Genomic DNA, 25230 nt, shown 5'->3' on the forward strand with positions numbered 1-25230 from the left:
ATCAGTTAATCAGTATAATGAGCTATCTTCAATTTAGCTTTGTATTGCAATGACTGATAAACAAATCCTTTCTGAAATTGAAATCGTCCATCAAGGTGGGGTAATTGCCTACCCGACAGAATCTTGTTTTGGTTTAGGTTGTGATCCTAACAATGAGCAAGCTGTACTGAAAATATTAGAATTGAAACAGCGAGATATTAATAAAGGGCTTATTTTAATCGCCAGCGACTATTCGCAGTTATTGCCATTTGTTGATGATGCTAAAATTCCACAAGACAAACGCTATAGTGCTTTTTCCCATTGGCCTGGGCCATTCACTTTATTGTTGCCAGCTAAAAGTACCACGCCCAAATGTTTAACCGGTCAGTTTGATACAATTGCGGTACGGGTTACTGCGCATGAAGGTGCGCGCGATTTGTGCCGTCGTTTAGGGCACGCGTTGGTTTCAACTAGTGCTAATTTAGCTGGTGAAGAATCACTAAAGTCTGCTGCTGAAGTTGCGCATGTATTTGCCGATAAAGTTGATTTTATCGTGCAAGGCGAAATTGGCGGTGCAACTAATCCAAGTACAATTATTAACCCGATAACAGGCAAGGTATTTCGCGGATGATGCAAATAGATATTCAAACCGTTATTCAGTATTTCCAGTCATTACAAGATCAAATTTGCCAAGCTTTAGAACAAGTAGATGGTCAAGGTAAATTTATTGAAGACAACTGGCAGCGTGAAGAAGGTGGCGGTGGTCGCACTCGAGTATTAACGGATGGCGCAGTAATAGAACAAGGTGGAGTGAACTTTTCTTATGTCAGTGGCGAGGCTATGCCCGCTGCCGCAACTGCACATAGGCCAGAATTAAAAGGTCGTCGTTGGCAAGCTTGTGGTGTTTCTTTAGTTATTCATCCAAAAAATCCACATATTCCAACTTCGCATGCAAATGTACGCTTTTTTATCGCGGAAAAAGACGGTGCTGAGCCAGTTTGGTGGTTTGGTGGTGGCTTTGATTTAACCCCATTCTACCCAGTTGAAGAAGACGTAGTCCATTGGCATCAAACCGCATTTGATTTATGTAAACCTTTTGGTGATGAGGTTTATCCTAAATACAAAAAATGGTGTGACGAATATTTTTATTTAAAACACAGAGATGAAACCCGTGGTGTGGGGGGATTGTTTTTTGATGATTTAAACCATTGGCCGTTTGAAAAGTGTTTTGATTTTGTCAAAGCTGTTGGTCAAGGTTTTATCGATGCGTACGTGCCGATTATTGAAAAACGCAAAGATGTTGAATACACAGAAGCACAGCGTCAATTCCAATTGTATCGCCGCGGCCGCTATGTCGAATTTAATTTAGTATTTGATCGCGGTACTTTGTTCGGTTTGCAAACAGGTGGGCGCACAGAATCAATTTTAATGTCGATGCCGCCACTTGCTCGTTGGCAGTATAACTACCAACCTGAAGCGGGCAGTGCCGAAGCACTGTTATATCAGAGATATCTTAAACCTCAAAACTGGCTGGGTTAGTTATCTTAGTCGGTATTAATCATATGCGTTGCGAGTTGATAAAAGCTTGCTTGCAACTGGCGGCGCATTAATTTGTCTGTTACCACTTCTTCTAACGCTTGATTCATACATAACATCCACAAATCGCGTTGGTGTGCGGTAATTTCAAAAGGTAGATGGCGCGCGCGTAATCTTGGGTGACCATACTTTTGTTCAAACAATCCTGGGCCACCTAACCAACCGGACAAAAACTCAAAAAACCTTTGCCTAATGCTGTCCATCGGCTGTGGATGAATAGCCAATAAGTCTTTAGCATGTGGGTCAGTTTGCATAAAATCGTAAAAACGATTGGCTAACAAACGTGTGCCTGCTTCTCCGCCTATGGCTTGATAAGGCGTTTGAGGTTTTGTTGGTTCAGAAATTTTTAATAGCTTTTTTAGCATTAACTACGTACCTACTACTGCAAAACTGTATGTTACCGCAAATCTATAATGCAGAGAAAAGAAATATCTAGAGAGTGTTTGACGTTTGATGTGCAGAAAAATATCAATTTTGTTCTATGCTTAAATTTATCCGCAAAACGATAAAATGGCGCTACAGATCGTGGCTATATGGGATGTCTCTGTTAGATTTAAATTGAAAAACCTCTATGGGTTAATCATTTGGTTAGCTTGTGTCTTCACGTGTATAGCCAGCCAAAACCTGCATGCTGTCCAGTTGGAAAAGCAATCCCAAGCAAAACAAAATATAACCGCATTATATATACCTTTAGCTGATCATTATGCTGCATTGGTTGCTTATGAAAAATATCGTGAGCAGATGTTATATGCAGATTTCCATATTAAACAGATGCAAAGTTGGGATTTATTACGCGCTTACTTTCAGTCTGAATACGCGGATATGGCATTTGTCATGAGTCCACTTGCTATGGATATGTTCTTAGAAAAAGAGAATTTTCGTTGGATTGGCTTAATGCATCGTGACGGCAATGCATTAGCAATTAACGAGGCGATCAAACAAAAAGTTAAATTGGCAAACGAGCGCCAATATCGAAAACCAACAGCTGAATTAGCTTTAGCCATTAAACAGCTGTCTTATAAACAAATTCGACCGTTAGAAATAGCCGTACCGCATATCAAGTCGACTCACACAGTTGTCTTGTACAAATTTCTGTCCCAACACAATGTGCGGTTGGGTTTTGATAATCAAAAAAACGTTGATGTCAGGATCATAGATGTCGCTCCGACTCTAGCACCATTGCATATTAAAGCGCAGAGTAATAGAGGTATTGCTGCTGCATTTGAGCAGTCATTACCATGGGCTGATGTGGTTGAAACAGGTGGTTTTGGTTATGTTGCTTGGTATTCAAAAGATGTATTAGCTTGGCCCAAAGGGCATGTTGAATGTATTACTTTAGTTAAAGATGACTCCGTGTTGCATAAAACCCAAGCTGTATTGGAGGTGAATCGTTTTTTGAGAAAAGCTGGTGATGATATAGAGCAAGCAAGAATGAAAGGCGGTGTTGAGCTTGATGATATTGTAGATATTATTCGCAAACACATACCTGCACATAATAGAGATGCAATTATTGCAAGCTTATCTCCTCATTTAAACGTCATCAATTACCAAGATTTAAATATAGATAAAGCCGGTTTAGAAATGATAATGACCTACTCGGTTCGAGCAGGTATTTTAGCTAAACCTATTAATATCGAAGAATTTGCCCTAGAAGAGGGTGAATATGAATAGCTTGTTAGCCAATCAACCTAGAAAAAAATATGCAAAGTTGAGCCATAGGTTAATGGTGTTGATTGTCGCTTTAACAGTTGTACCTATTTTGTTTGTTTCTTTTATTGGTTATCAGCAAGCTAAGCTAGGTTTAGCTGAGCAAGCTAAAGACAAACTTAAACAAACATCTAAGTTAACCGTTAACTTTATTAATAATTGGTTTGACTATCGATTAATGGATATTGCGAGTCAAGCTCAGTTACCACACTACAGTGAAATGTTGCAGCAACTCAGAGATGCACATTTACATAGTAATCAATCATCACAATCCTTTGTTCGTAGTTATGCTTGGGCGCAAATTGCTCATCAATTTCAGTCACCGATTAAACAGTACTTTAATGGTTATGACTACATAGATGATCTCTATTTAATTGATGACTCGGGCAATATCTTGTTCAGTATTTTGCAAGACAAAGATTTTGGCAGTAATTTATTTTCAGATGAATTTACCGACAGTGCCTTTGCACAGATAACACAGCAAACTTTATCGACAGGTGAAACACTGTTTTCTGATTTCGAAATATATCCAACCAGACGGCGAGGTAATTATCCAGTGTCTGGGTTTTTAACGGCCGCACTATTAACACCCGAAGGTGAAAGAATTGGTGTACTGGCGTTAAAAATCTCGCTCGAGCGTATCTTAAACTTGATTGAGAGTTTGTTAGATCAAAGTTTAATTATGAATCAATTTTTGGTTGATAGTGACGGTTATCTAAGAACGCCACAGCAAAAAGGCCAGTGGCATAGCGTATTTACCCAAGCAATTAATTTCACCGTTTTAATTGAAGGTTATGACTTAGATGCAGATTTGTATCAGTACACCAATAACCAAGGTTTAGCTGTTATTGCTTCGGTTCATGATGTTGAAGTGAAAAATATTCGCTGGAAATTAATCAGTGAGGTTTCAACCAGTCAGGTGTTTTCTAGTGCCAATGATATAGGGATTATTACCCTGACAGTGGTATTTATTACTTGTGCGATAGTATTGCTGCTGGTTATGTATCAAAGTAAAAAAATTACTTTGCCTTTGGTTGAATTAACTTTGTCGGCAGGAAAAGTTGCAAGGGGAGAAGACAATGTCCAAGTTAAGGTCTCGACTGGAGATGAGATAGAGCAGTTGGCTGATACCTTTAATCACATGTTAAGCCAGAAGAAGCAACACGAAACTAGCATTACCGAAAAATCTAATCAGTTAGCTTTAGTGGTCGAAAGTGCCCAAGTAGGTGTCTGGGATTGGGATGTTTTATCTGGAAATATTGCGGTTAATCAAAAATGGATGGAGATGATAGGCCTAGACAAGCAAGTTGCGCGCAATTATACCTTGGATTTATGGTTGGAGTCGGTCCATCCGAATGACAAATATAAGGTGTTTAAAGCTTTTTTACGGCATAGTCGAAATAAAGCGAATCGCTATCACTGCGAATTTCGCTTTCGCCATATCAGTGGCCACTGGATATGGCTACATGCAACAGGCTTGATAGTTGAAAGTGAGTCGGATAAAACACCATTACGCGTATTGGGCACTCATTTGGATATTAGCCAGCGCAAAGAGGTTGAAACTGATTTAATTGAGGCCAAAGTACAAGCGGAGCAAGCCGTCAAAGCCAAGAGTGAATTTTTGGCAAGTATGAGTCATGAGATCCGTACGCCAATGAACGGTGTATTAGGTATGATGGGATTGGTTGTTGATTCAGAGCTGACTCCGGAACAAAAACATAGAGTTAAAATTGCCTATACCAGCGCCAAGTCATTATTAACATTAATCAATGATATTTTAGATTTTTCCAAAGTTGATGCTGGCAAATTAGAACTTGAGTTACTCGACTTTAATTTACCATTGATGTTGGGAGAGTTCTCTGAAGCTATGGCGTTTCAAGCAAACTCAAAAGGTTTAGAAATTATTTTGGATTTGCGAGGTGTTAAGGTCAACAATGTCAAAGGTGATCCCGGACGAATTCGACAAATTTTAACCAACCTTGTGGGTAATGCGATCAAGTTTACCGACCAAGGTAAAGTTGTAATTAGAGCCGAGCTACAAGATAACTTTGTTAATAGTAACAAGCGGTACAAATTTGTTTGTGCCGTATCCGATAGTGGTATTGGCATTCCCGCAGAAAAACAAGCTTTGTTGTTTACGCCGTTTCATCAAGTAGATGCGTCGACAACTCGTAAGTATGGTGGCACAGGTCTTGGGTTGGCAATTTGCCGAAAATTAGTTGAACTTATGGGTGGGAAAATTAGTGTACAAAGTGTAGCTAATGAAGGAAGCACCTTTACCTTTGAAGTTTTACTCCAAAAAAGCGATCTTGCTGAAGCGGCTATTCCTAATACAGATGTTTCAAATTTACATGTATTAGTGGTTGACGATAACCATACAAATCTAGATGTTTTTCGTAGCCAGTTAGGTTGTTGGGGGATAAAAATATCTGAAGCTTATAGTGGACAACAAGCGTTGGATTTATGCCGAGTCGCTAAGATTAACAAGCCGTTTGACTTAGCATTTTTAGATATGCAAATGCCTGTTATGGATGGGGTGGAGCTTGCGAGCAAATTAAAATCCGATGCAAAAACCAAAGATATCCCGTTAATTATGATGACATCGGCTGGCCAACATGGCGATATTCGTTATATTGCCGATGCAGGTTTTGTCGGTTATTTCTCTAAACCAACTACAGCAACAGACTTACTTGCAGCAATTTCTATTGTGGCAAATGGTGGGGATGTCTTAGCTAAAGCGCGTCCTTTGATCACACATGAATACATACAGACGTTAGCTAAATCAGGCCAAAGTGCTATGTTGGAAGCTTCGGCTGAGCAAACATATGTTTGGCCCCAAGAAACTAAAATTTTATTGGTTGAGGATAATCTAATTAATCAAGCTGTCGCAGAAGCTATGCTGGGTAAACTACAACTAAAAATAGAGGTTGCAGCTAATGGCATTGAAGCCCTTGAGTTATTAAATCTAGCTGCAAATGAAAAACCTTATACCTGTGTTTTAATGGATTGCCAAATGCCGGAAATGGACGGATATCAAACCACAGAGAGTATTCGCCGTGGTGATGGTGGTATTCAGCATAAACAGGTGATTATTATTGCCATGACAGCAAATGCAATGGATGGGGATAGAGAAAAATGTTTGTCCGTAGGTATGGACGATTATATCGCGAAACCGATAGACCCAGTGATTCTGCATAACAAGCTCAAAAAATGGTTAAACTGATTTAAATATAGGTATACTTATCACCAAATTATCGCTAATCCTTTATTCTAGTTATGGACAAATATGCAGTATTTGGCAATCCAATTGCCCAAAGTAAATCACCAATTATTCATCAGGCTTTTGCCAAACAAACCAAGCAAGCTTTAACTTATCAAGCTATATTAGCGCCAGTTGATGGTTTCAATCAGGCATTAGATGAGTTTTTAGCCGCTGGTGGCAAAGGTTGTAATATTACCGCGCCATTTAAGCAAGATGCGTTTAATCGAGCTGATGTCTTAACTGAAGGGGCAAAATTAGCAGAAGCTGTGAATACCTTGATGTTATTGCCAGATGGAAAGCTACTAGGGGATACAACGGACGGCGCAGGTTTTGTCGGTGATTTGTTAAATAACCAAGTTAAACTCGCTGGTTCACGTATTTTGTTAATCGGCTCGGGTGGCGCTGCAAGTGGTGTCATCAAAAACCTATTAGAAGAAAATCCACAAGCGTTAATCATCTGTAATCGCACCTATAGCAAAGCACAAACTTTGGCTGACAGATATAAAGATTTTGGAAACATTCAGGCGGTTGAGATTGGTAAATTAGAGGGTGATTTTGATTTAGTGATTAATTCGACTTCTGCTGGGTTAACGCAGCAGTTACCGCCAGTGCCAGCCAGCATATTTTCACCTGACACTGTGGTTTACGACATGGTTTATTCTGATCAGATGACAGCGTTTAATCAATGGGCTACAGAAAACGGTGTTAAACAAACAATGGATGGTATTGGCATGTTAGTTGGACAAGCTGCCGTGAGCTTTAATATTTGGCGAAACGTTAAGCCTGATACTTCGGCCGTTATTCAATTATTGAAAGGCTAGATGACTCACAATTAAATTTCGGATAAACCCAATCAAAGAGCGGATTGGGTTTATTGAAGATAATGGCGTGGCTTAAACTAGCTTAAAGCTCTTTGGGTAATTGCTGTGCTAGATATTGATCTTTGAGTTCTACATAGTTGATAGCTGACTGTTTTAAAAATGCAATTTCACCATCTGTCAGTTTTCTTTTTTGTTGCGCCGGGCTACCAACATATAAATAGCCTGAAACTAATTTTTTCCCTGGCGGTACTAAACTACCAGCACCCAGCATGACATCATCGTCAATAATAGCGCCGTCTAATACAATTGCGCCCATACCTATTAACACCCTATTACCTATATAACATCCATGCAGCATAGCTTTGTGTCCGACAGTTACATCGTCACCTATAATAAGTGGGAAACCTTGCGGATTATTTGTGCTATAGCGAGTTACATGTAAAACGGAACCATCTTGCACATTACTTCTTTGGCCTATCTTTATATAGTTAACGTCACCGCGCGCAGCGACTAACGGCCAAATACTAGAATCTTGGTCAATGGTAATGTCGCCAACCAAGACGCTACTATCATCTACATACGCGTTGTCGGCTATTGTTGGGTTTATCTTATTATATGGACGTACCTGTTTCATAATCTGGCCTTATTATATATTCGAACTCTACTCAACTGAGATTAATACTAGCTCAAACCGAGGCATTCAAATAGATTTTATTGTCGAGTTAGTTAATGCACTATTTATAAATAAATAGGTTAAGTAATCAAATAGACGGTTTATGCACAACGAAAAGTACTAAAAATAGCCGTTTCGTACGATATTTAGCCGAACAGTCAAAAAACTTAAATAATTCTAAAAAAAGCGTTGACGCCCATTCTTTTCTCCCTATAATGCGCCACCACAACGCAGCGACGCGGTGAAGTTCAACTCCTCCAAATCCTGCTAGCTTGAACCAAAAACTTGTTTTTAAAACTTTCTCGAAAAGCTTAAAAATAAAGGGTTGACAAGCGAAATGAGAAGCGTAGAATGCGCGCCTCACTTAACGAGTTAAACATCAGTTGCTCGCTAAAATGTTCTTTAAAAATTAGTAACCTTATTTATCTGTGTGGGCACTCGCATAGTTTGAATAGACAAAAAATTATTCAATCTATCAGAAGTGACATACTTGTTAATTCAGTAAGATTGAGACAAAGATTAAAACTTTTTTATGAAGAGTTTGATCATGGCTCAGATTGAACGCTGGCGGCAGGCCTAACACATGCAAGTCGAGCGGAAACGAGAATAGCTTGCTATTCGGCGTCGAGCGGCGGACGGGTGAGTAATGCTTGGGGATCTGCCTTGTTGTGGGGGATAACCATTGGAAACGATGGCTAATACCGCATAATACCTACGGGTTAAAGAGGGCTTCGGCTCTTGCGACGAGATGAACCCAAGTGAGATTAGCTAGTTGGTGAGGTAATGGCTCACCAAGGCGACGATCTCTAGCTGGTTTGAGAGGATGATCAGCCACACTGGGACTGAGACACGGCCCAGACTCCTACGGGAGGCAGCAGTGGGGAATATTGCACAATGGGCGCAAGCCTGATGCAGCCATGCCGCGTGTGTGAAGAAGGCCTTCGGGTTGTAAAGCACTTTCAGTTGTGAGGAAAGGGTAGTAGTTAATACCTGCTATCTGTGACGTTAACAACAGAAGAAGCACCGGCTAACTCCGTGCCAGCAGCCGCGGTAATACGGAGGGTGCGAGCGTTAATCGGAATTACTGGGCGTAAAGCGCACGTAGGTGGATAGATAAGCTGGGTGTGAAAAACCGGGGCTCAACCTCGGCCGTGCATTCAGAACTGTCTGTCTAGAGTAAGGGAGAGGGGGGTAGAATTCCAGGTGTAGCGGTGAAATGCGTAGAGATCTGGAGGAATACCGGTGGCGAAGGCGGCCCCCTGGCCCATTACTGACACTGAGGTGCGAAAGCGTGGGTAGCGAACAGGATTAGATACCCTGGTAGTCCACGCCGTAAACGATGTCTACTTGCTGTTTGTGCATTTAATGCGTGAGTAGCGAAGCTAACGCGCTAAGTAGACCGCCTGGGGAGTACGGCCGCAAGGTTAAAACTCAAATGAATTGACGGGGGCCCGCACAAGCGGTGGAGCATGTGGTTTAATTCGATGCAACGCGAAGAACCTTACCATCCCTTGACATCCAGAGAATTTACTAGAGATAGTTTAGTGCCTTCGGGAACTCTGAGACAGGTGCTGCATGGCTGTCGTCAGCTCGTGTTGTGAAATGTTGGGTTAAGTCCCGCAACGAGCGCAACCCTTATCCTTAGTTGCCAGCATTAGGTTGGGGACTCTAAGGAGACTGCCGGTGATAAACCGGAGGAAGGTGGGGACGACGTCAAGTCATCATGGCCCTTACGGGATGGGCTACACACGTGCTACAATGGACAGTACAGAGGGCAGCTAACTTGCGAGAGTACGCGAATCCCTTAAAGCTGTTCGTAGTCCGGATTGGAGTCTGCAACTCGACTCCATGAAGTCGGAATCGCTAGTAATCGCAGATCAGAATGCTGCGGTGAATACGTTCCCGGGCCTTGTACACACCGCCCGTCACACCATGGGAGTGGGCTGCAAAAGAAGTAGGTAGCTTAACATTGGGCGCTTACCACTTTGTGGTTCATGACTGGGGTGAAGTCGTAACAAGGTAGCCCTAGGGGAACCTGGGGCTGGATCACCTCCTTAACGAAGCTATTAAACATGCTGAGTGTTCACACAGATAAATAACGGTACTAATAATTAAGAAGGACGAGAAGTTATCGCTAAGATGCTTATTTAAGTGTATTAGCAATGACTTAACGTCAAATGCTCTTTAACAATCTGAAAAGTAAAAGCTAAAATTAAATTTTTAAGTTCAATTTTAAATCTGAATCTAACGAGTTTAATCAAGCAAACCAAGTATTCTAATCCAGAATATATAGAGATATATATTCAAATAAACGAAGCGTTGTTTAATTTTATAATCTGATAAACATTCGGGTTGTATGGTTAAGTGACTAAGCGTGCACGGTGGATGCCTTGGCAATTGGAGGCGATGAAGGACGTGTTAATCTGCGATAAGCTTGGTCGAGTCGATAAAAGACGCATGAGACCAAGATTTCCGAATGGGGCAACCCACTCTTTATAGAGTATCTTGCAGTGAATACATAGCTGTAAGAAGCAAACCCGGAGAACTGAAACATCTAAGTACCCGGAGGAACAGAAATCAACCGAGATTCCGTCAGTAGCGGCGAGCGAAAGCGGAACAGCCGATATCATAGAGTTCAGCAGAACATTCTGGAAAGTTTGACCATAGTAGGTGATAGTCCTGTATGCGAAAAGCTTTATGATACATATTAAGTAGGTCGGGACACGTGTTATCTTGACTGAATATGGGGGGACCATCCTCCAAGGCTAAATACTCCCAATTGACCGATAGTGAACCAGTACCGTGAGGGAAAGGCGAAAAGAACCCCTGTAAGGGGAGTGAAATAGAACCTGAAACCGTGTACGTACAAGCAGTGGGAGCAGACTTGTTCTGTGACTGCGTACCTTTTGTATAATGGGTCAGCGACTTATATTCAGTAGCAAGGTTAACCTTTTAGGGGAGCCGTAGCGAAAGCGAGTGTTAACTGCGCGTTCAGTTGCTGGGTATAGACCCGAAACCCGGCGATCTACCCATGGGCAGGTTGAAGGTTGAGTAACATCAACTGGAGGACCGAACTCACTAATGTTGAAAAATTAGGAGATGACCTGTGGGTCGGAGTGAAAGGCTAATCAAGCCGGGAGATAGCTGGTTCTCCCCGAAAGCTATTTAGGTAGCGCCTCGGACGAATACCACTGGGGGTAGAGCACTGTTAAGGCTAGGGGGTCATCCCGACTTACCACCCCTTTGCAAACTCCGAATACCAGTGAGTACTATCCGGGAGACACACGGCGGGTGCTAACGTCCGTCGTGAAGAGGGCAACAACCCAGACCGCCAGCTAAGGTCCCAAATACTAATTAAGTGGGAAACGATGTGGGAAGGCTTAGACAGCTAGGAGGTTGGCTTAGAAGCAGCCACCCTTTAAAGAAAGCGTAATAGCTCACTAGTCGAGTCGGCCTGCGCGGAAGATGTAACGGGGCTAAATTAGTAACCGAAGCTGCGGATTCATACGTTTGTATGAGTGGTAGGGGAGCGTTCTGTAAGCTGTTGAAGGTGTGTTGTAAAGCATGCTGGAGGTATCAGAAGTGCGAATGCTGACATGAGTAACGATAAAGCGGGTGAAAAACCCGCTCGCCGAAAGACCAAGGTTTCCTGTCCCATGCTAATCAGGGCAGGGTAAGTCGGCCCCTAAGGCGAGGCAGAGATGCGTAGTCGATGGGAAACAGGTTAATATTCCTGTACTTTTATTAACTGCGATGGAGAGACGGAGAAGGCTAAACTAGCTTGGCGTTGGTTGTCCAAGTGAAAGTATGTAGGCTAAAGTTCTAGGCAAATCCGGAACTTTATTAGGCTGAGATACGAGACGAGCTACTAAGGTAGCGAAGTAGTTGATGCCCGGCTTCCAGGAAAATCTTCTAAGCATCAGGTTAATAAGAACCGTACCCGAAACCGACACAGGTGGTCAGGTAGAGAATACTAAGGCGCTTGAGAGAACCCGGGTGAAGGAACTAGGCAAAATAGTACCGTAACTTCGGGAGAAGGTACGCCACGTTATTGTGAAGGGCTTTACGCCTGGAGCGAGAGGTGGTCGAAGTAACCAGGTGGCTGGAACTGTTTATTAAAAACACAGCACTGTGCAAAATCGAAAGATGACGTATACGGTGTGACACCTGCCCGGTGCCGGAAGGTTAATTGATGGGGTTATCCTTATGGAGAAGCTCTTGATCGAAGCCCCGGTAAACGGCGGCCGTAACTATAACGGTCCTAAGGTAGCGAAATTCCTTGTCGGGTAAGTTCCGACCTGCACGAATGGTGTAATCATGGCCACGCTGTCTCCACCCGGGACTCAGTGAAATTGAACTTGCTGTGAAGATGCAGTGTACCCGCGGCTAGACGGAAAGACCCCGTGAACCTTTACTATAGCTTGGCAGTGAACATTGAACCTACATGTGTAGGATAGGTGGGAGGCTTTGAAGCATGTACGCCAGTATGTGTGGAGCCATCCTTGAAATACCACCCTTGTATGTTTGATGTTCTAACGTAGTCCCATAATCTGGGATGCGGACATTGCCTGGTGGGTAGTTTGACTGGGGCGGTCTCCTCCCAAAGCGTAACGGAGGAGCACGAAGGTTGGCTAAGTACGGTCGGACATCGTACGGTTAGTGCAATGGCATAAGCCAGCTTAACTGCGAGACAGACACGTCGAGCAGGTGCGAAAGCAGGTCATAGTGATCCGGTGGTTCTGAATGGAAGGGCCATCGCTCAACGGATAAAAGGTACTCCGGGGATAACAGGCTGATACCGCCCAAGAGTTCATATCGACGGCGGTGTTTGGCACCTCGATGTCGGCTCATCACATCCTGGGGCTGAAGTCGGTCCCAAGGGTATGGCTGTTCGCCATTTAAAGTGGTACGCGAGCTGGGTTTAGAACGTCGTGAGACAGTTCGGTCCCTATCTGCCGTGGGCGTTTGAGAATTGAGGGGGGCTTCTCCTAGTACGAGAGGACCGGAGTGGACGAACCTCTGGTGTTCCGGTTGTTCTGCCAAGAGCATTGCCGGGTAGCTAAGTTCGGAATCGATAACCGCTGAAAGCATCTAAGCGGGAAGCGAGCCCCGAGATGAGTTGTCACAGACCCTTGAGGTCCTGTAGGGCCCTTGTAGACTACGAGGTTGATAGGTTGGATGTGTAAGTGCTGTGAGGCATTGAGCTAACCAATACTAATTGCCCGTGCGGCTTAACCATACAACGCCAAATGTTTATTGGGTTGCCAAGAATACAAAAATTAAGTTGTTTGATTGAATAGATTAGATAAACAACAGATTGAATAGAACTTAAAGATTAAGCTTTTACGAATTCAGATTGATGATTGTTTAAGATAAAACAATCATGTACCGATTATGCCTGGCGGCGATAGCATTGTGGAACCACCTGATCCATTTCGAACTCAGAAGTGAAACACAATAGCGGCGATGGTAGTGTGGGAGTTCCCATGTGAGAGTAGCACACTGCCAGGCTTTTAATTTAAGAAGAACCCCAACTCAATGAGTTGGGGTTTTTTCGTTTATAGCCTGTAAATATTCGAGACGGGCTTTTTCCATCCGCTGCTGTGCATGTTGTATATCCGGTTTTTCAAGAAACTCAGTCCAAATTTGCATATTCTTTGCTGCCAATACTTCATTTGTTTCACGATCATAAAATTGAGTTAATCCATCTGCTCTGGCTAAAGATTGCACCACTGAAGCAAGTAAGTTAGAGCTCGAAGTTTTTGCATGAATATTCGCAGGTACTTGGTAAAGCATTTGGTTCACTATCGTTTGGCTATCTGCTGAGGCCATAAATTGTAAAAACTGTTTTGCCGCTGCAGGGTGCTGGGTATTTTTTGCGATTAGCAGCACATCAATTGGTGAAACTTGTATGCTTGCTACTTGAGGGTTAATCCTAGGGAATTCAAAAAAACCTATATTGTGTTTAAATTGGTCCGGGATATAACCTTCGATAAAACTACCTTCTAGTGTGATACCTGCTTTTTCTCGGTATAAGGTAGGTAGGCTTTCTCTAATACTGCGTTGATTAGCCTTAGCGGCGAAAGCTCCCTTTTCTATCAGTTGTTGTAAATGAATAAATACCTGCTTGATACCAGTATCATGCGCACTGATCTCTGCATTGACGAACTTGTTATGATATTCATGGCCGTTGATACGTAGATTTAAATATTCAAACCAGCAACTTACCGCCCATGGTTCAAATGAACCAATTGCTATCGGCGTAACGTCAAGCTTATTCATAATTTCCAGCATATCAAGAAGTTGCTGCCAATCGTTCGGTGGAGATATTTTTAAGCGTTTAAATAGAGACTTTTTGTAGTAAAAGCCCCATTGATAATGCGAATAGGGCAGTGCATATATGCGTTGTTGGTATTTAATGTGACGTAAAAAATTATCCGAGAAATTAGTATCAACAGATTGCCAAATGTCGGAAATATCTAGCACTAAATCTTGGCGAACCAATTTAAATAATCTTTCGTTAGCGTGCCAACTTATAATGTCAGCAGTAACAGGTTTTTTTAACCAGTTGGTTATTTGCGGTTTGAAGTCACTATTTTTAACTTGGAGAAAGTTAACTTTAATATTGGGGTTTTGCCGTTCAAATTGTTTAGCTAATTTATCTAATACTCTTGGCGTTTGTGCATTGCCAGTTACCATGGCTATTTTTAGGCTGATTTGCTGTTCATTTGCCAATGAACACGTGGGTATGGTTAGATGCGCGACGCAAAGAATAGAAGTAATTTGGAGCAGTCTGCGCATCAAAATCATGAAATTAAGGTTATTAACGAGTTCTAACTTATAAATTTAGACCCAGCTAATAACCTTGTCAAAACTATCAGTGAGCTTGATCCCAATCGTCACCAACGCCAGCTTCAACTAATAATGGAACTTTTAATTCTGCAGCAGTTTGCATTAACTCAACAATTTTGTTGCAAGCTTGGACTACAAAGCTCTCCTGTACTTCAAATACCAATTCATCGTGTACTTGCATGATCATTTTGATCTGAGTTGAGTCAACACCTTCTATCCAACTCGCAACTTTAAGCATGGCCTTTTTGATGATATCGGCGGCTGTGCCTTGCATAGGGGCGTTGATCGCAGCACGCTCTGCTGCTTTACGCACAGCGCCATTACGTGCTTTGATATCTGGTAGATGTAATCTACGGCCGAAAATTGTTTCGACGTAACCATTTTCTTCAGCGAATTTACGCGTATCTTCCATATAAGTTAATACCCCAGGATAACGCTCGAAGTATAGATCCATGTATTGTTGAGCTTCGTTACGAGGGATATTTAATTGGCGTGATAAACCAAACGCTGACATGCCATAAATTAAACCAAAGTTAATCGCTTTAGCACTGCGTCTTTGTTCTGAGCTAACTTGCTCTAGTGGTAAATTAAATACCTCGGCTGCAGTTGCTTTATGAATATCTTTGCCTTCGGCGAATGCAGTTAACAAACCTTTATCCGCTGATAAATGTGCCATGATACGCAATTCAATTTGGCTGTAGTCAGCTGCGACTATCTTATAGCCCTCTTGAGCAACAAAGGCTTTACGCACTTTGCGGCCAGCTTCGTTGCGAATTGGGATGTTTTGTAGGTTTGGATCGGTTGAAGATAATCGACCTGTAGCTGTAACCGCCTGATGATATGAGGTATGCAGACGGCCAGTTTTGTTATCAACCATAGTTGGCAGTTTATCTGTATAAGTCGATTTAAGTTTAGCTAAACCACGATATTCCATGATCACTTTTGGCAGAGGGTAATCTAAGGCTAACTCTTGTAAAACTTCTTCTGCGGTTGATGGTGCACCTTTAGGTGTTTTCTTTAATACCGGATGATTGAGTTTTTCAAATAAGATAGCTTGTAACTGTTTAGTTGAACTTAAATTAAATTTCTCACCCGCTATGTCAAAAGCTTGGGTTTCTAACTCGGCAAGGCGAACTTCAATTTCTTGGCTTTGCTGCGCAAGCTGGTGAATATCTATATACACACCATTTTGTTCAATTTTGCTTAAGATAGGTACAAGTGGCAGTTCAATCTCTGTTAATACTGATTTGAGTTTGTCGTCTTGCTGTATCTCTTGCCAAAGTTTTTGGTGCAATTGCAAACAGATGTCTGCGTCTTCCGCTGCGTAAGGTGCTGCTTGTTCCAATGGTATTTGGTTGAAAGTGAGTTGTTTAGCACCTTTGCCTGCGATTTCTTCGAAAGAAATGGTTTTGTGTCCTAGGTATTTAAGTGCAAGGCTATCCATATCATGGCGTGTACCTACACTATTAAATACGTAGGATTCAATCATAGAATCAAACTCAATACCGTTTAGCTCAATACCATGATTGTTTAATACATGTTTGTCGTACTTAAGGTTTTGACCGATTTTGCCGATTTTGTTTGATTCGAGCAGTGGCTTGAGTTTGCCTAAAACAAATTCTTCGGATAACTGTTGTGGCGCGTCTGGATAATCATGGCCAAATGGTACATACGCAGCTTGGCCTGGCTCTACAGCAAAAGAAACCCCAACAACTCTAGCTTGCATATAATTCAGTGAGGTGGTTTCAGTATCAAAGGCAAAACGCTCTGAATTTTCTAACTTGGCTAACCAAAGGTTAAACTCGGTTTCATCTAATATGCAGGCATATTCGGCATCTTTTTTCGCTGCTTGCTCGATCACTTCAGCCACCTCAGTGCCTTTTACCGTAGCTGAGTTTTTATTGCTTTGCTGACCTAACAAGTCACTTAACCAGCGTTTAAATTCCATTTCTTGGAATAACTCAATTAATGCCGCTTGATCTGGCGCTTGTATATCAAAGTCTGCTGGGGCTAAATCTAACTCAACATCGGTTTTGATGGTTGCAAGTTGGTATGAGAGCTCAAGTTGCTCTTTGTTTTCATCCAACTTCTTCGGCATGGTTTTAGAACCTCTAAATCCAAGTTCAGCGACTTTTGCTGTATCTTGATATAAGGCTTTGATATTGCCCATACCTTGTAACATGGCAACAGCAGTTTTTGGCCCGACACCAGGTAAACCCGGAATATTATCCACCTTGTCACCCATCAAAGCTAAATAATCAATGATAAGCTCAGGGCCTATACCAAACTTTTCTTCAACGCCAGCAACGTCCATAACAGTATCTGTCATAGTGTTAATTAGGGTCACGTGTTCATTAACCAACTGTGCCATGTCTTTATCACCTGTGCTGATCAAAGTATGGCGACCTTGCTCACTTGCTTGTTTTGCCAGTGTGCCAATGACGTCGTCCGCTTCAACCCCTTCAATAGAAACCAGTGGCAAACCCATGGCTTTTATTATTTTATGTAAAGGAGCTATTTGGCAACGTAACTCGTCAGGCATAGGTGGGCGATTCGCTTTGTAATCCGCATACATGTCGTTACGAAATGTTTTACCTTTGGCATCAAATACCACAATCATTTGGCTTGGTTGAAATTTGTTGATCAAACTTTTAAGCATGTTGACCACGCCATAAACGGCACCCGTTGGTTCGCCTTTTGAGTTGGTTAAATGCGGTGGCGCATGAAAAGCACGAAATAAATAAGAAGAACCGTCGACCAAGACAAGTGGATTTTGTGGAATTTGAGCCATAAATTTTCTACGTTAGTTAGCGTAACAATGCCGATATTATACGGGAAAAACAGCCAAGTTGGGATTTGATTGTTTTACTCTCAAGTGCTAGTTAACAAAGGATAAATCTGTGGATAAATCTGTGGGTTTTGTTTGTAGAGCAGCCTACAAATACAATTGCATGCTTGTGAGTAAGTTTTAGTTAAGAACTAATAAATGGAGATACTAACCGAAAAATTTCCAAAAGTTTTTTATTAAAATTATGATTTTTATAGTTTTATATTGTCGATGACCTTGTTATCTTTTTTATTATCCTGTGGATAAGTTTGTTAATTATTATTTTAAGTTTGGCTTTGTTAGTTATGTATAACTTTTTCTGCTAACACAAAGTTGATGTTATTTTGTGCAAAAAAGAAAAAGAGTGGCGGACAATTTACTCCTTCAATTGCTAAATTGCCACAATTTTTTAAATACTAATTTTTATTAGTTAAGAAGAAAAATGTATAAGCTGGTTTAGGCTTTTGTTTGCTCTTTGGCTAAGCCTTTATTTACATCCATGGGTAAGGTTAAATTTACTCGAGTAAATCGGCCAAGCTTGCTGCTGACTTCCATTTTACCCATAAGTTTGTCGTCAACTAACTGTTTGGCCAAATTCAATCCTGAATGGCTGTCTGTTGACTCTGTGGCGAAAATACTGGCTAACACACTTTCATCCATGCCCGCACCATTATCTTCAATACGCATTTGCACTGATTGTTTGTCTTTGTTTTTAAAGGCTTCAATCATAACTATGCCATCCGGTTTTCCATTGAAACCATGTTCAATGCTATTGTTAAGAATGATACAGACTACATGGGTTAACGAACCTGAATAAGCGGTTAAGTCTAAATCGCCTGGGATACTTTCGATAAATTTGATTTTTTTGTGTTGATGTGATTTTTTATAAATTCCACTAATGGCCGCTGTATGCAACTGTAAATTAATCTCTCTTAATGTATCTTGTTTTAAATCTGACGCGAACTGTTCGAGTGTATAGGTAGCTTCTGCTGCGATTAATAATTGTGACGAAGATGCGCGAGTGAGCTGGGTCGCATTGTCTAGGTAACTACCAACTAAAGACTTAGTTACTTTGCCATCTGTGAGCTTATTTTTAAGGTTAATGGTGCGCTCTTCTAATGACGAAACTGCTTTGATTGCTTGACTCACAGCTGGCGTTATCTCGGCAGCAGCTATTGGTGCCATATCATTGATAATTGCAAATCTTGAGTTACGCTTGATGCTTTCTTTTGCTGCAGTAAGCTGTTCAGTTAATACCTGAGTTTGTTGTGTCAGGTTTTGCGTGATTTGTTGTGACTTGCGATTTTGATACCAAAGTAAAGTAAGCAATAAACTGACTAATAATGTACCTATTATTACACTGGCGATAAATTGAGAAATTTCAGCGGCATGCCATTTAGGTGCAAAAGTAGCTCTTGGTTCTGCAGTGATTTCTAGCACAAAAAATTCATTTTCTACACGCTGGTTAATTTGATTTTTTATTGTATGCAACTTACCAAACTCCCAATTTAGTAACTGGGTTTGCTGTTTATCTGTTAGTTGCATTGAAAAATTTAGTTTGCTTTGAGGATGTGCTTCAATCAAAGGCAGCTTAATCAAATTTAAATCCACTTCAGATAAGAAAAACCATTGGCCATTGGCTAATTTAACTGTTTTGGCTAACAGCAGTGTGTCTGAGGAGAGTCGTTTACTGATAATTTCCGAGGTATTTTGGCTTTTGCGAATGGCAGATAATAGCTCACTTTGATATTGATCTTGCTGATATTTAGTGGCTGTGCCAACTGAATATAGGTGTTGTAAACGAGCATTGTCAGTTGAATACACTGCCAAAGAAGCTGTTAATAGCTCTGCTTTATGCGCAATTTGATATTTTACCCACTGATCATATTTATCGGCAGAAATATCATCGGAAATGGTTACTAATGTGGAAAATTGTTTAAACAGTTCATAGGGAGCCGTGAGTTGGCGAATACTTGTTTGATTGAATGATTCACTCGCGGGTGCAATTTCTCCATGCAACCAAGCTGAGAAGCTATAATGTTTTATTGCTTGTTGAGCTATAAAAGTACTAACTAACGCACTGCTTATTAATGTTATAACAATGAGCCAAATCGGAATTTTTATTTTATTTAACATTATAGCTCCGGCTAAAACTTTATCGGCATCGAATGCAGGGGGCTGATTTTAAATTGTTGGCTGGTTTGGCGACTGTTTATTTTGAGTTGTAAAGTCTGCCCATTGCTGATTAAAGCTAAACTACCACCTTGTGTTAAAAATTTCTCACCATTACCTATGGTTAATAAACCTCGCTCATTAGCGCGCGATAAAACTTTATCTATATGCAATCCGCTAGTGGTTTGGTCAAAATAATAAATTTGGCAGCCATGCTCTATATCAAAATTAAAAAGTTCTTGTTGGCTTTCAAAACTATAAAAATCAATAAAATATGGTGGTGACATAACAAATTGGTAGTCGCCTAAATATAGATTTGCAGAATAGGCTCCGGCAGCGAAACTACACATGTTCAGTGTGTTTTTATCTATAGTTGCTTGCCATTCAATATTGGCTAATGCCCAAACTAACATACGAGCTTTATTTTGCGCTTGATCTTCGGCATGCAGTAGTGGACTGATAAAAATAACTAGGCTAACTACTAAACTATTTACTAGGTTGTTTTTCACGAGTATCTCAAGTCGTATATTATGGAAATGCTGGCAAAAGCACTGAAAAATTACTCTAACATAAAATGCGCAGAGTATAACTACATTGCGGTCAATCTCATTATTGATTGCTACTTTCTTAATCAAAGTACTCGGCTTTATACTCAATTGTAAATTGCTTACGTGTTAATATACCCAAGCTAATTGAAGATGCGAGATTTTGATGGAAAACTTTAACAACATTATTGAACGAGCGGGCAAACGTAAAGGCAATGAAGCCTTGGTGCTGTCATATGTGGGCAAGCCTCTAACTCGGGATGCCATTGCACAGCTAGGCGACGATAGATTTTTAGCTGAATTTAGCAAAAAAGTTTTCCAATCTGGTTTTGTCTGGCGAGTTGTCGAAAACAAATGGCCAAATTTTGAACGACTATTTTTCAATTTCGATATTGAGAAAATACTTATGATGCCTACAGAATTATTAGAAAAAAAAGCGACCGACCCGAGTATTATTCGCAATGGCAAAAAAGTACAAAGTATTTATGAAAATGCTTTGATGATCCACGACGTGCAACTAGCAAAGAAAACAACATTTAGCCAATTTATTGCTGACTGGCCTATCGAAGATAGAGTGGGGTTGTGGTCTTACCTGAAAAAACATGGTTGTCGTTTAGGTGGCAATACTGGTCCGTATGCACTTAGGGCTTTAGGTGTTGATACCTTTTTATTAACGCAAGATGTTGAAGGATATTTTCGCGCAAATAAATTAATTGATGGCGGTGCAACTAGTAAACGCAGTTTACAGCAAATTCAGTATGCTTTTAATGTTTGGCAACAACAAACAGGTTTTTCGTTTCAAGCATTAAGCCAAATATTAGCCATGAGCGTAGGAGACAATCGCATTGGTGCCGCAGAGTAACTTTATTGTAGCGAGTGCAGATTCGCGACAACAACCAAGGCTAATTGAGTTGGCTGCTGCTTATCAGCTGCAAATTGTTGAACAAACTGAGCAAGATTTGCATTTATTGTGGTGCGATAACCGCTTGCAATTAATTCAGCGATCACAACCGAAACAAGCCGGCGTGTTTGTTGATTTTATCGGTGCTGCTGCGACTTATAGACGCAAACAAGTAAGCATCAAAAACGAAATTATCGCTCGTGCAGTTGGTTGTAAAAACAATGAGCGCCCCACTGTATTAGACGCAACCGCTGGTTTAGGTCGGGATAGCTTAGTTTTAGTCAGTGTTGGTTGTAATGTGGTGATGTTAGAGCGCAATAATGCGGTTGTTGCTTTGTTAGCGGACGGCTTGTCTCGACTCAAACAGACTTGCCAAGATACTTGGACCAGGCATTTTATTGGTTTGTATCATGGCAGTTTAATCGACGATAGTTTTGATTGGCGAAATACCCTGCCAAAAGTGGATGTAGTGTATTTAGATCCTATGTACCCACATAAAAAGAAATCTGCCGCAGTCAAAAAAGAAATGAAAGCATTTCAAGGTTTTGTTGGTGCAGATGAAGATTCAGATAAATTATTGTCTGTAGCTAAGCAGGTCGCTCAGCAGCGTGTTGTGGTAAAACGGCCTGATTATGCTGACTATTTGAACCAACAAAAACCTGATTTTAGTTTAGAATCGAAAAAACATAGATTTGATGTATATTTAACCTAATTTAAAACAGCCAATAGTGCGAGCTCTCAAAAGTGGTGACACTACTTTGGGCATCCAAAAAGCATTGGCCAATTTAGCAATACAAAAATAGTGGAAATAATAATATGCCGTCGTTTGACATAGTAACTGAAATAAACATAGAAGAAGCACGTAATGCTGCCGACAATGCCCAACGTGAATTATCAACTCGCTTCGACTTCCGTGGTGTTGAAGCCAGTTTTGAGTATGTGTCTGAGAGTATTAAATTAACTGCTGAAGCAGAATTTCAACTAGAGCAGATGTTAGATATTTTACGCAATAAAATGGCTAAACGTAATTTAGACCCTAAAGCCGTAAAAGTAGGTTCTTTCGAGCACTCAGGTAAAAATCACAAAACGACAGTGACTTTTGTCCAAGGCATAGATGCTGCTATGGCGAAAAAGCTCGTGAAACTAATTAAAGACAGTAAAATTAAAGTGCAAGCCTCTATTCAAGGTGAACAAGTGCGGGTAACGGGTAAAAAACGCGACGACTTGCAAGAGGTGATGCAGTTAGTTCGTGGCGCTGAGCTCGAACAACCTTTCCAATTTACTAATTTTAGAGACTAATTTTAGTCGTTAGAACTTTAGATAACATAGAGTTCAGCGGGCACCTGAACTCTGCTCTTGTCTGTTAGTGTTATTCAACACTGTCTACTTCGCTGTCATCAAATACATTTTGTTGCATTGAGCGGCAAGGCTCTGGACAGCGAGGTACACCAACTTGTTTCGCCGGTACACCAACAACTGTGGTATGTGGCGCAACGTCTTTTAATACTACGCTACCAGCGCCGATTTTTGAATTGCAGCCTATTTCAATATTGCCCAATACTTTAGCACCAGCGCCTATCATAACGCCATGGCGAACTTTAGGGTGACGGTCGCCACTTTCATTGCCCGTTCCGCCCAAAGTAACAGATTGGAGAATGGATACATTGTCTTCAATCACAGCGGTTTCACCAACCACTATTCCAGTTGCGTGGTCAAACATAACCCCTTTACCGATACGGCAAGCAGGGTGAATATCCACGGCAAATACTTGGCTACAACGACTTTGAATAAACAAAGCTAAATCGCGGCGGTTTTGCTGCCATAATTGATGTGCCAGTCGATGTACTTGAATGGCTTGAAAACCTTTTAAATGCAATAAAACGGTTAAGTAAGAATTGATAGCCGGATCACGTTCAAACACAGCTCGAATGTCAAAAGCCACCACTTCAAGCATATCTGGATGGGTCAGATAAAATTGATGGAATAGTGGGATTAAGTCCGCTTGTGGCATTACATCATCAGCAAGTTTTTGTGCTAATACAAATGACACCGCATCCAACAGCGAATTATGTGACAATATACATTGGTCAATAAACGAACTTAACAGCGGTTCTTGTTGGCTAATCTGTCGCGCTTCACTGCGAATAAGAGACCATAATTGGTTACTGAGCATACTCAAGCATTCATTTTATCAAATCTGCCTAGCACAATAAGGGCTAATGTTGGCAGATTCAAGGTGGATATTGGCTGATATCATAAAATCTCGAATAAAGATCTCATAAAACCCTCGACCTTGAGGGCAATACTTTGTATTTTGTACGTAATGAAACGTTGAAAGAAATGCAGTAGTAAAATGCAGATAAATTTTTCTAAAATGCAAGGTTTGGGCAATGACTTTATGGTGCTCGACAACATTACCCAAAATGTATTTTTATCGAATGAACAAGTCAGTAAATTAGCCGATCGTAATTTCGGGGTGGGTTTTGACCAATTGTTAGTGGTGGAAGCACCTTATGATCCTGAAATTGATTTCCACTATCGAATTTTTAACGCTGACGGTAGCGAAGTTGAGCAATGTGGCAATGGTGCACGTTGTTTTGCTCGTTTTGTGCGCTTAAAAGGTTTGATTAACAAAAACCGAATTGCGGTCAGTACTAAAAGCGGCAATATTGTTTTATACATAGAAAAAGACGGTCAAGTAACTGTTGATATGGGCGTGCCTAAACTGGCACCACAGCAAATTCCTTTTAAAGCGAATAGCCAAGAGAAAACATACATACTGCAAGCGAATGAACAAAATGTGTTAGCGGGTGCTGTTTCTATGGGTAACCCGCACTGTGTGTTAACCGTAGATAACATAGATACTGCAGATGTAGATACACTCGGGCCAATTCTCGAAAGCCACGAGCGGTTTCCTGAGCGGGCTAATATTGGATTTATGCAAATTGTTAATCGCCAAGCTATTCGTTTACGAGTTTACGAGCGTGGTGCTGGTGAAACCTTGGCTTGTGGCACAGGTGCTTGTGCGGCTGTGGTGGTGGGTATTTTACAAGGAAAACTAGACAACAGGGTTGAAGTAGAGCTACCAGGTGGCAAGCTAAACATCAGTTGGGAAGGTGAAGGCCAAGCTGTGAAAATGACAGGACCAGCAGTACATGTTTTTGATGGGCAGATAAATATATGAGTGACAATGAACAAATGCCTTTGCTCAATTGCAGCGAAGAGGACGTAGCAAGCTATTTATCTGAACATCCTGATTTTTTTCAGCGCCATCCAGATATTTTGCGCCAAATGGTTATCGCACATGAATCAAACGGTGTTGTCTCGTTATTAGAACGTCAACAGCAGTTGTTGCGTGATAAAGTATCTAAGCAAGAGCAAGATATTACCCGCTTAATTGGCACTGCCAAACAAAACGAAACTATCTACAAAGCATTTATCAACTTGTATATGGCGTTGTTAGAATGCCCTGATAGCAAACAAATGATTTATTTATTGCGCGCTATACTGCTAGAACAAATTCAACTTGATGGGATGAAATTGGTGTTGTTTATCGCTGGAGGTGATGAACACGCCGCCAACTTAGTGCAACCACGTAATTTGTTTCAAGAAGTGCTTCTACAGCGCTTAGCGCGTGATGATTACTATTTTGGCCGCTTAAAAAAACAAGAAATGAGTTTGTTTTTTACAGACGAACAAGCAATTAAATCAGTTGCGTTAATTCGTTTAGGTGGGCAAAAAGATATGGGAATTCTCGCTTTTGGTAGTATTGATGAGCAGCATTTCCAAGGCGATATGGACACAATATTCTTGGCGCCTATGGTTAAATTAATCAACAGACTCTTGTTAGACTTTTCGGTTGATAATAGCCCGGCAGAACCTAGCCCTATTTAAT

The 25230-nt window shown here is 41.1% G+C and carries 17 protein-coding genes and 3 rRNA genes; 13 read left to right on the forward strand and 7 right to left on the reverse strand.

Features of this window, described 5'->3' with window-relative positions:
- The first annotated feature begins 49 nt into the window (after positions 1-49).
- Together ACMZOO_RS10070 and hemF are read left to right on the forward strand one after the other, a co-directional pair.
- Positions 50-610, forward strand: coding sequence for an L-threonylcarbamoyladenylate synthase (locus tag ACMZOO_RS10070; protein ID WP_440903230.1), 561 nt, complete (start codon positions 50-52; stop codon positions 608-610).
- Complete coding sequence (hemF, locus tag ACMZOO_RS10075) at positions 607-1518, forward strand: oxygen-dependent coproporphyrinogen oxidase (RefSeq protein ID WP_440903231.1); 912 nt, start codon at positions 607-609, stop codon at positions 1516-1518. Before ACMZOO_RS10070 ends, hemF begins: the two co-directional genes overlap by 4 nt.
- A 5-nt stretch (positions 1519-1523) precedes the next feature.
- On the opposite strand, the gene ACMZOO_RS10080 is transcribed toward hemF, so the two are convergent.
- Positions 1524-1940 (reverse strand): group II truncated hemoglobin, encoded by a 417-nt coding sequence (locus tag ACMZOO_RS10080; protein ID WP_440903232.1) that lies wholly within the window; start codon positions 1938-1940, stop codon positions 1524-1526.
- 274 nt (positions 1941-2214) lie between these two features.
- Between ACMZOO_RS10080 and ACMZOO_RS10085 the strand changes: the two genes are divergently transcribed.
- Genes ACMZOO_RS10085 through aroE form a run of 3 tightly spaced genes read left to right on the forward strand, consistent with a single transcriptional unit; the run spans position 2215 to position 7365 of the window.
- Positions 2215-3246: an ABC transporter substrate-binding protein gene (locus ACMZOO_RS10085; protein WP_440903233.1), complete on the forward strand. Its 1032-nt coding sequence runs from the start codon at positions 2215-2217 to the stop codon at positions 3244-3246.
- Entirely contained in the window at positions 3239-6505 is a 3267-nt protein-coding gene (locus tag ACMZOO_RS10090) for a response regulator (protein WP_440903234.1), read from the forward strand. Before ACMZOO_RS10085 ends, ACMZOO_RS10090 begins: the two co-directional genes overlap by 8 nt.
- A 53-nt stretch (positions 6506-6558) precedes the next feature.
- Positions 6559-7365: a shikimate dehydrogenase gene (gene aroE, locus ACMZOO_RS10095; RefSeq protein ID WP_440903235.1), complete on the forward strand. Its 807-nt coding sequence runs from the start codon at positions 6559-6561 to the stop codon at positions 7363-7365.
- Positions 7366-7447: 82 nt separating this feature from the next.
- Here aroE and ACMZOO_RS10100 read toward each other — a convergent pair whose 3' ends face one another.
- Positions 7448-7999: a gamma carbonic anhydrase family protein gene (locus tag ACMZOO_RS10100; protein WP_440903236.1), complete on the reverse strand. Its 552-nt coding sequence runs from the start codon at positions 7997-7999 to the stop codon at positions 7448-7450.
- Positions 8000-8567: 568 nt separating this feature from the next.
- On the opposite strand from ACMZOO_RS10100, the gene ACMZOO_RS10105 reads away from it, so the two are divergent.
- The 3 genes from ACMZOO_RS10105 to rrf all read left to right on the forward strand — a co-directional run bounded on the left by ACMZOO_RS10105 (position 8568) and on the right by rrf (position 13549).
- Positions 8568-10095, forward strand: a 16S ribosomal RNA gene (locus ACMZOO_RS10105).
- Between the two features lie 301 nt (positions 10096-10396).
- Positions 10397-13277, forward strand: a 23S ribosomal RNA gene (locus ACMZOO_RS10110).
- A gap of 158 nt (positions 13278-13435) precedes the next feature.
- Positions 13436-13549 (forward strand): 5S ribosomal RNA (gene rrf, locus ACMZOO_RS10115).
- The 16S, 23S and 5S rRNA genes sit together here, the layout of an rRNA operon.
- A gap of 24 nt (positions 13550-13573) precedes the next feature.
- On the opposite strand, the gene ACMZOO_RS10120 is transcribed toward rrf, so the two are convergent.
- The 4 genes from ACMZOO_RS10120 to ACMZOO_RS10135 form a co-directional block, all read right to left on the reverse strand.
- Positions 13574-14773 carry an ABC transporter substrate-binding protein gene (locus tag ACMZOO_RS10120; protein WP_440903237.1) on the reverse strand — a complete coding sequence of 400 codons (1200 nt, stop codon included), beginning with the start codon at positions 14771-14773 and terminating at the stop codon, positions 13574-13576.
- A gap of 142 nt (positions 14774-14915) precedes the next feature.
- On the reverse strand, positions 14916-17681 hold the full coding sequence (gene polA / locus ACMZOO_RS10125) for a DNA polymerase I (protein ID WP_440903238.1): 2766 nt from the start codon (positions 17679-17681) through the stop codon (positions 14916-14918).
- A gap of 492 nt (positions 17682-18173) precedes the next feature.
- Positions 18174-19853 carry an ATP-binding protein gene (locus ACMZOO_RS10130; RefSeq protein ID WP_440903239.1) on the reverse strand — a complete coding sequence of 560 codons (1680 nt, stop codon included), beginning with the start codon at positions 19851-19853 and terminating at the stop codon, positions 18174-18176.
- An 11-nt stretch (positions 19854-19864) separates the two neighbouring features.
- Positions 19865-20398 (reverse strand): YfiR family protein, encoded by a 534-nt coding sequence (locus ACMZOO_RS10135; protein WP_440903240.1) that lies wholly within the window; start codon positions 20396-20398, stop codon positions 19865-19867.
- A gap of 202 nt (positions 20399-20600) precedes the next feature.
- Between ACMZOO_RS10135 and ACMZOO_RS10140 the strand changes: the two genes are divergently transcribed.
- The 3 genes from ACMZOO_RS10140 (at position 20601) to ACMZOO_RS10150 (ending at position 22634) form a co-directional block, all read left to right on the forward strand.
- Positions 20601-21296 (forward strand): DNA-3-methyladenine glycosylase I, encoded by a 696-nt coding sequence (locus tag ACMZOO_RS10140; protein WP_440903241.1) that lies wholly within the window; start codon positions 20601-20603, stop codon positions 21294-21296.
- Complete coding sequence (locus ACMZOO_RS10145; protein ID WP_440903242.1) at positions 21283-22047, forward strand: class I SAM-dependent methyltransferase; 765 nt, start codon at positions 21283-21285, stop codon at positions 22045-22047. Before ACMZOO_RS10140 ends, ACMZOO_RS10145 begins: the two co-directional genes overlap by 14 nt.
- 104 nt (positions 22048-22151) lie before the next feature.
- A complete protein-coding gene (locus tag ACMZOO_RS10150) occupies positions 22152-22634 on the forward strand; it encodes a YajQ family cyclic di-GMP-binding protein (RefSeq protein ID WP_440903243.1) in 483 nt (160 codons plus the stop codon).
- Positions 22635-22704: 70 nt separating this feature from the next.
- Here ACMZOO_RS10150 and cysE read toward each other — a convergent pair whose 3' ends face one another.
- Positions 22705-23508 (reverse strand): serine O-acetyltransferase, encoded by an 804-nt coding sequence (gene cysE / locus ACMZOO_RS10155; protein ID WP_440903244.1) that lies wholly within the window; start codon positions 23506-23508, stop codon positions 22705-22707.
- 180 nt (positions 23509-23688) lie between these two features.
- On the opposite strand from cysE, the gene dapF reads away from it, so the two are divergent.
- Positions 23689-24519, forward strand: a complete 831-nt coding sequence (gene dapF, locus ACMZOO_RS10160) for a diaminopimelate epimerase (RefSeq protein ID WP_440903245.1) — start codon at positions 23689-23691, stop codon at positions 24517-24519.
- Positions 24516-25229 carry a DUF484 family protein gene (locus ACMZOO_RS10165; RefSeq protein ID WP_440903246.1) on the forward strand — a complete coding sequence of 238 codons (714 nt, stop codon included), beginning with the start codon at positions 24516-24518 and terminating at the stop codon, positions 25227-25229. The genes dapF and ACMZOO_RS10165 overlap by 4 nt, the downstream gene beginning before the upstream one ends.
- Position 25230: the final 1 nt, after the last annotated feature.

The sequence above is a fragment of the Catenovulum sp. SX2 genome (genome assembly GCF_052056295.1).
In the GTDB taxonomy this organism is placed as follows: domain Bacteria; phylum Pseudomonadota; class Gammaproteobacteria; order Enterobacterales; family Alteromonadaceae; genus Catenovulum.

Excerpts from the sequence above, each read along its gene's own strand:
- ACMZOO_RS10070 (WP_440903230.1), top strand. The coding sequence starts at position 50 with ATGACTGATAAACAAATCCTTTCTGAAATTGAAATCGTCCATCAAGGT.
- hemF (WP_440903231.1), top strand. The coding sequence starts at position 607 with ATGATGCAAATAGATATTCAAACCGTTATTCAGTATTTCCAGTCATTA.
- ACMZOO_RS10080 (WP_440903232.1), bottom strand. The coding sequence starts at position 1,940 with ATGCTAAAAAAGCTATTAAAAATTTCTGAACCAACAAAACCTCAAACG.
- ACMZOO_RS10090 (WP_440903234.1), top strand. The coding sequence starts at position 3,239 with ATGAATAGCTTGTTAGCCAATCAACCTAGAAAAAAATATGCAAAGTTG.
- aroE (WP_440903235.1), top strand. The coding sequence starts at position 6,559 with ATGGACAAATATGCAGTATTTGGCAATCCAATTGCCCAAAGTAAATCA.
- ACMZOO_RS10100 (WP_440903236.1), bottom strand. The coding sequence starts at position 7,999 with ATGAAACAGGTACGTCCATATAATAAGATAAACCCAACAATAGCCGAC.
- polA (WP_440903238.1), bottom strand. The coding sequence starts at position 17,681 with ATGGCTCAAATTCCACAAAATCCACTTGTCTTGGTCGACGGTTCTTCT.
- ACMZOO_RS10130 (WP_440903239.1), bottom strand. The coding sequence starts at position 19,853 with ATGTTAAATAAAATAAAAATTCCGATTTGGCTCATTGTTATAACATTA.
- ACMZOO_RS10140 (WP_440903241.1), top strand. The coding sequence starts at position 20,601 with ATGGAAAACTTTAACAACATTATTGAACGAGCGGGCAAACGTAAAGGC.
- ACMZOO_RS10150 (WP_440903243.1), top strand. The coding sequence starts at position 22,152 with ATGCCGTCGTTTGACATAGTAACTGAAATAAACATAGAAGAAGCACGT.
- cysE (WP_440903244.1), bottom strand. The coding sequence starts at position 23,508 with ATGCTCAGTAACCAATTATGGTCTCTTATTCGCAGTGAAGCGCGACAG.
- dapF (WP_440903245.1), top strand. The coding sequence starts at position 23,689 with ATGCAGATAAATTTTTCTAAAATGCAAGGTTTGGGCAATGACTTTATG.
- ACMZOO_RS10165 (WP_440903246.1), top strand. The coding sequence starts at position 24,516 with ATGAGTGACAATGAACAAATGCCTTTGCTCAATTGCAGCGAAGAGGAC.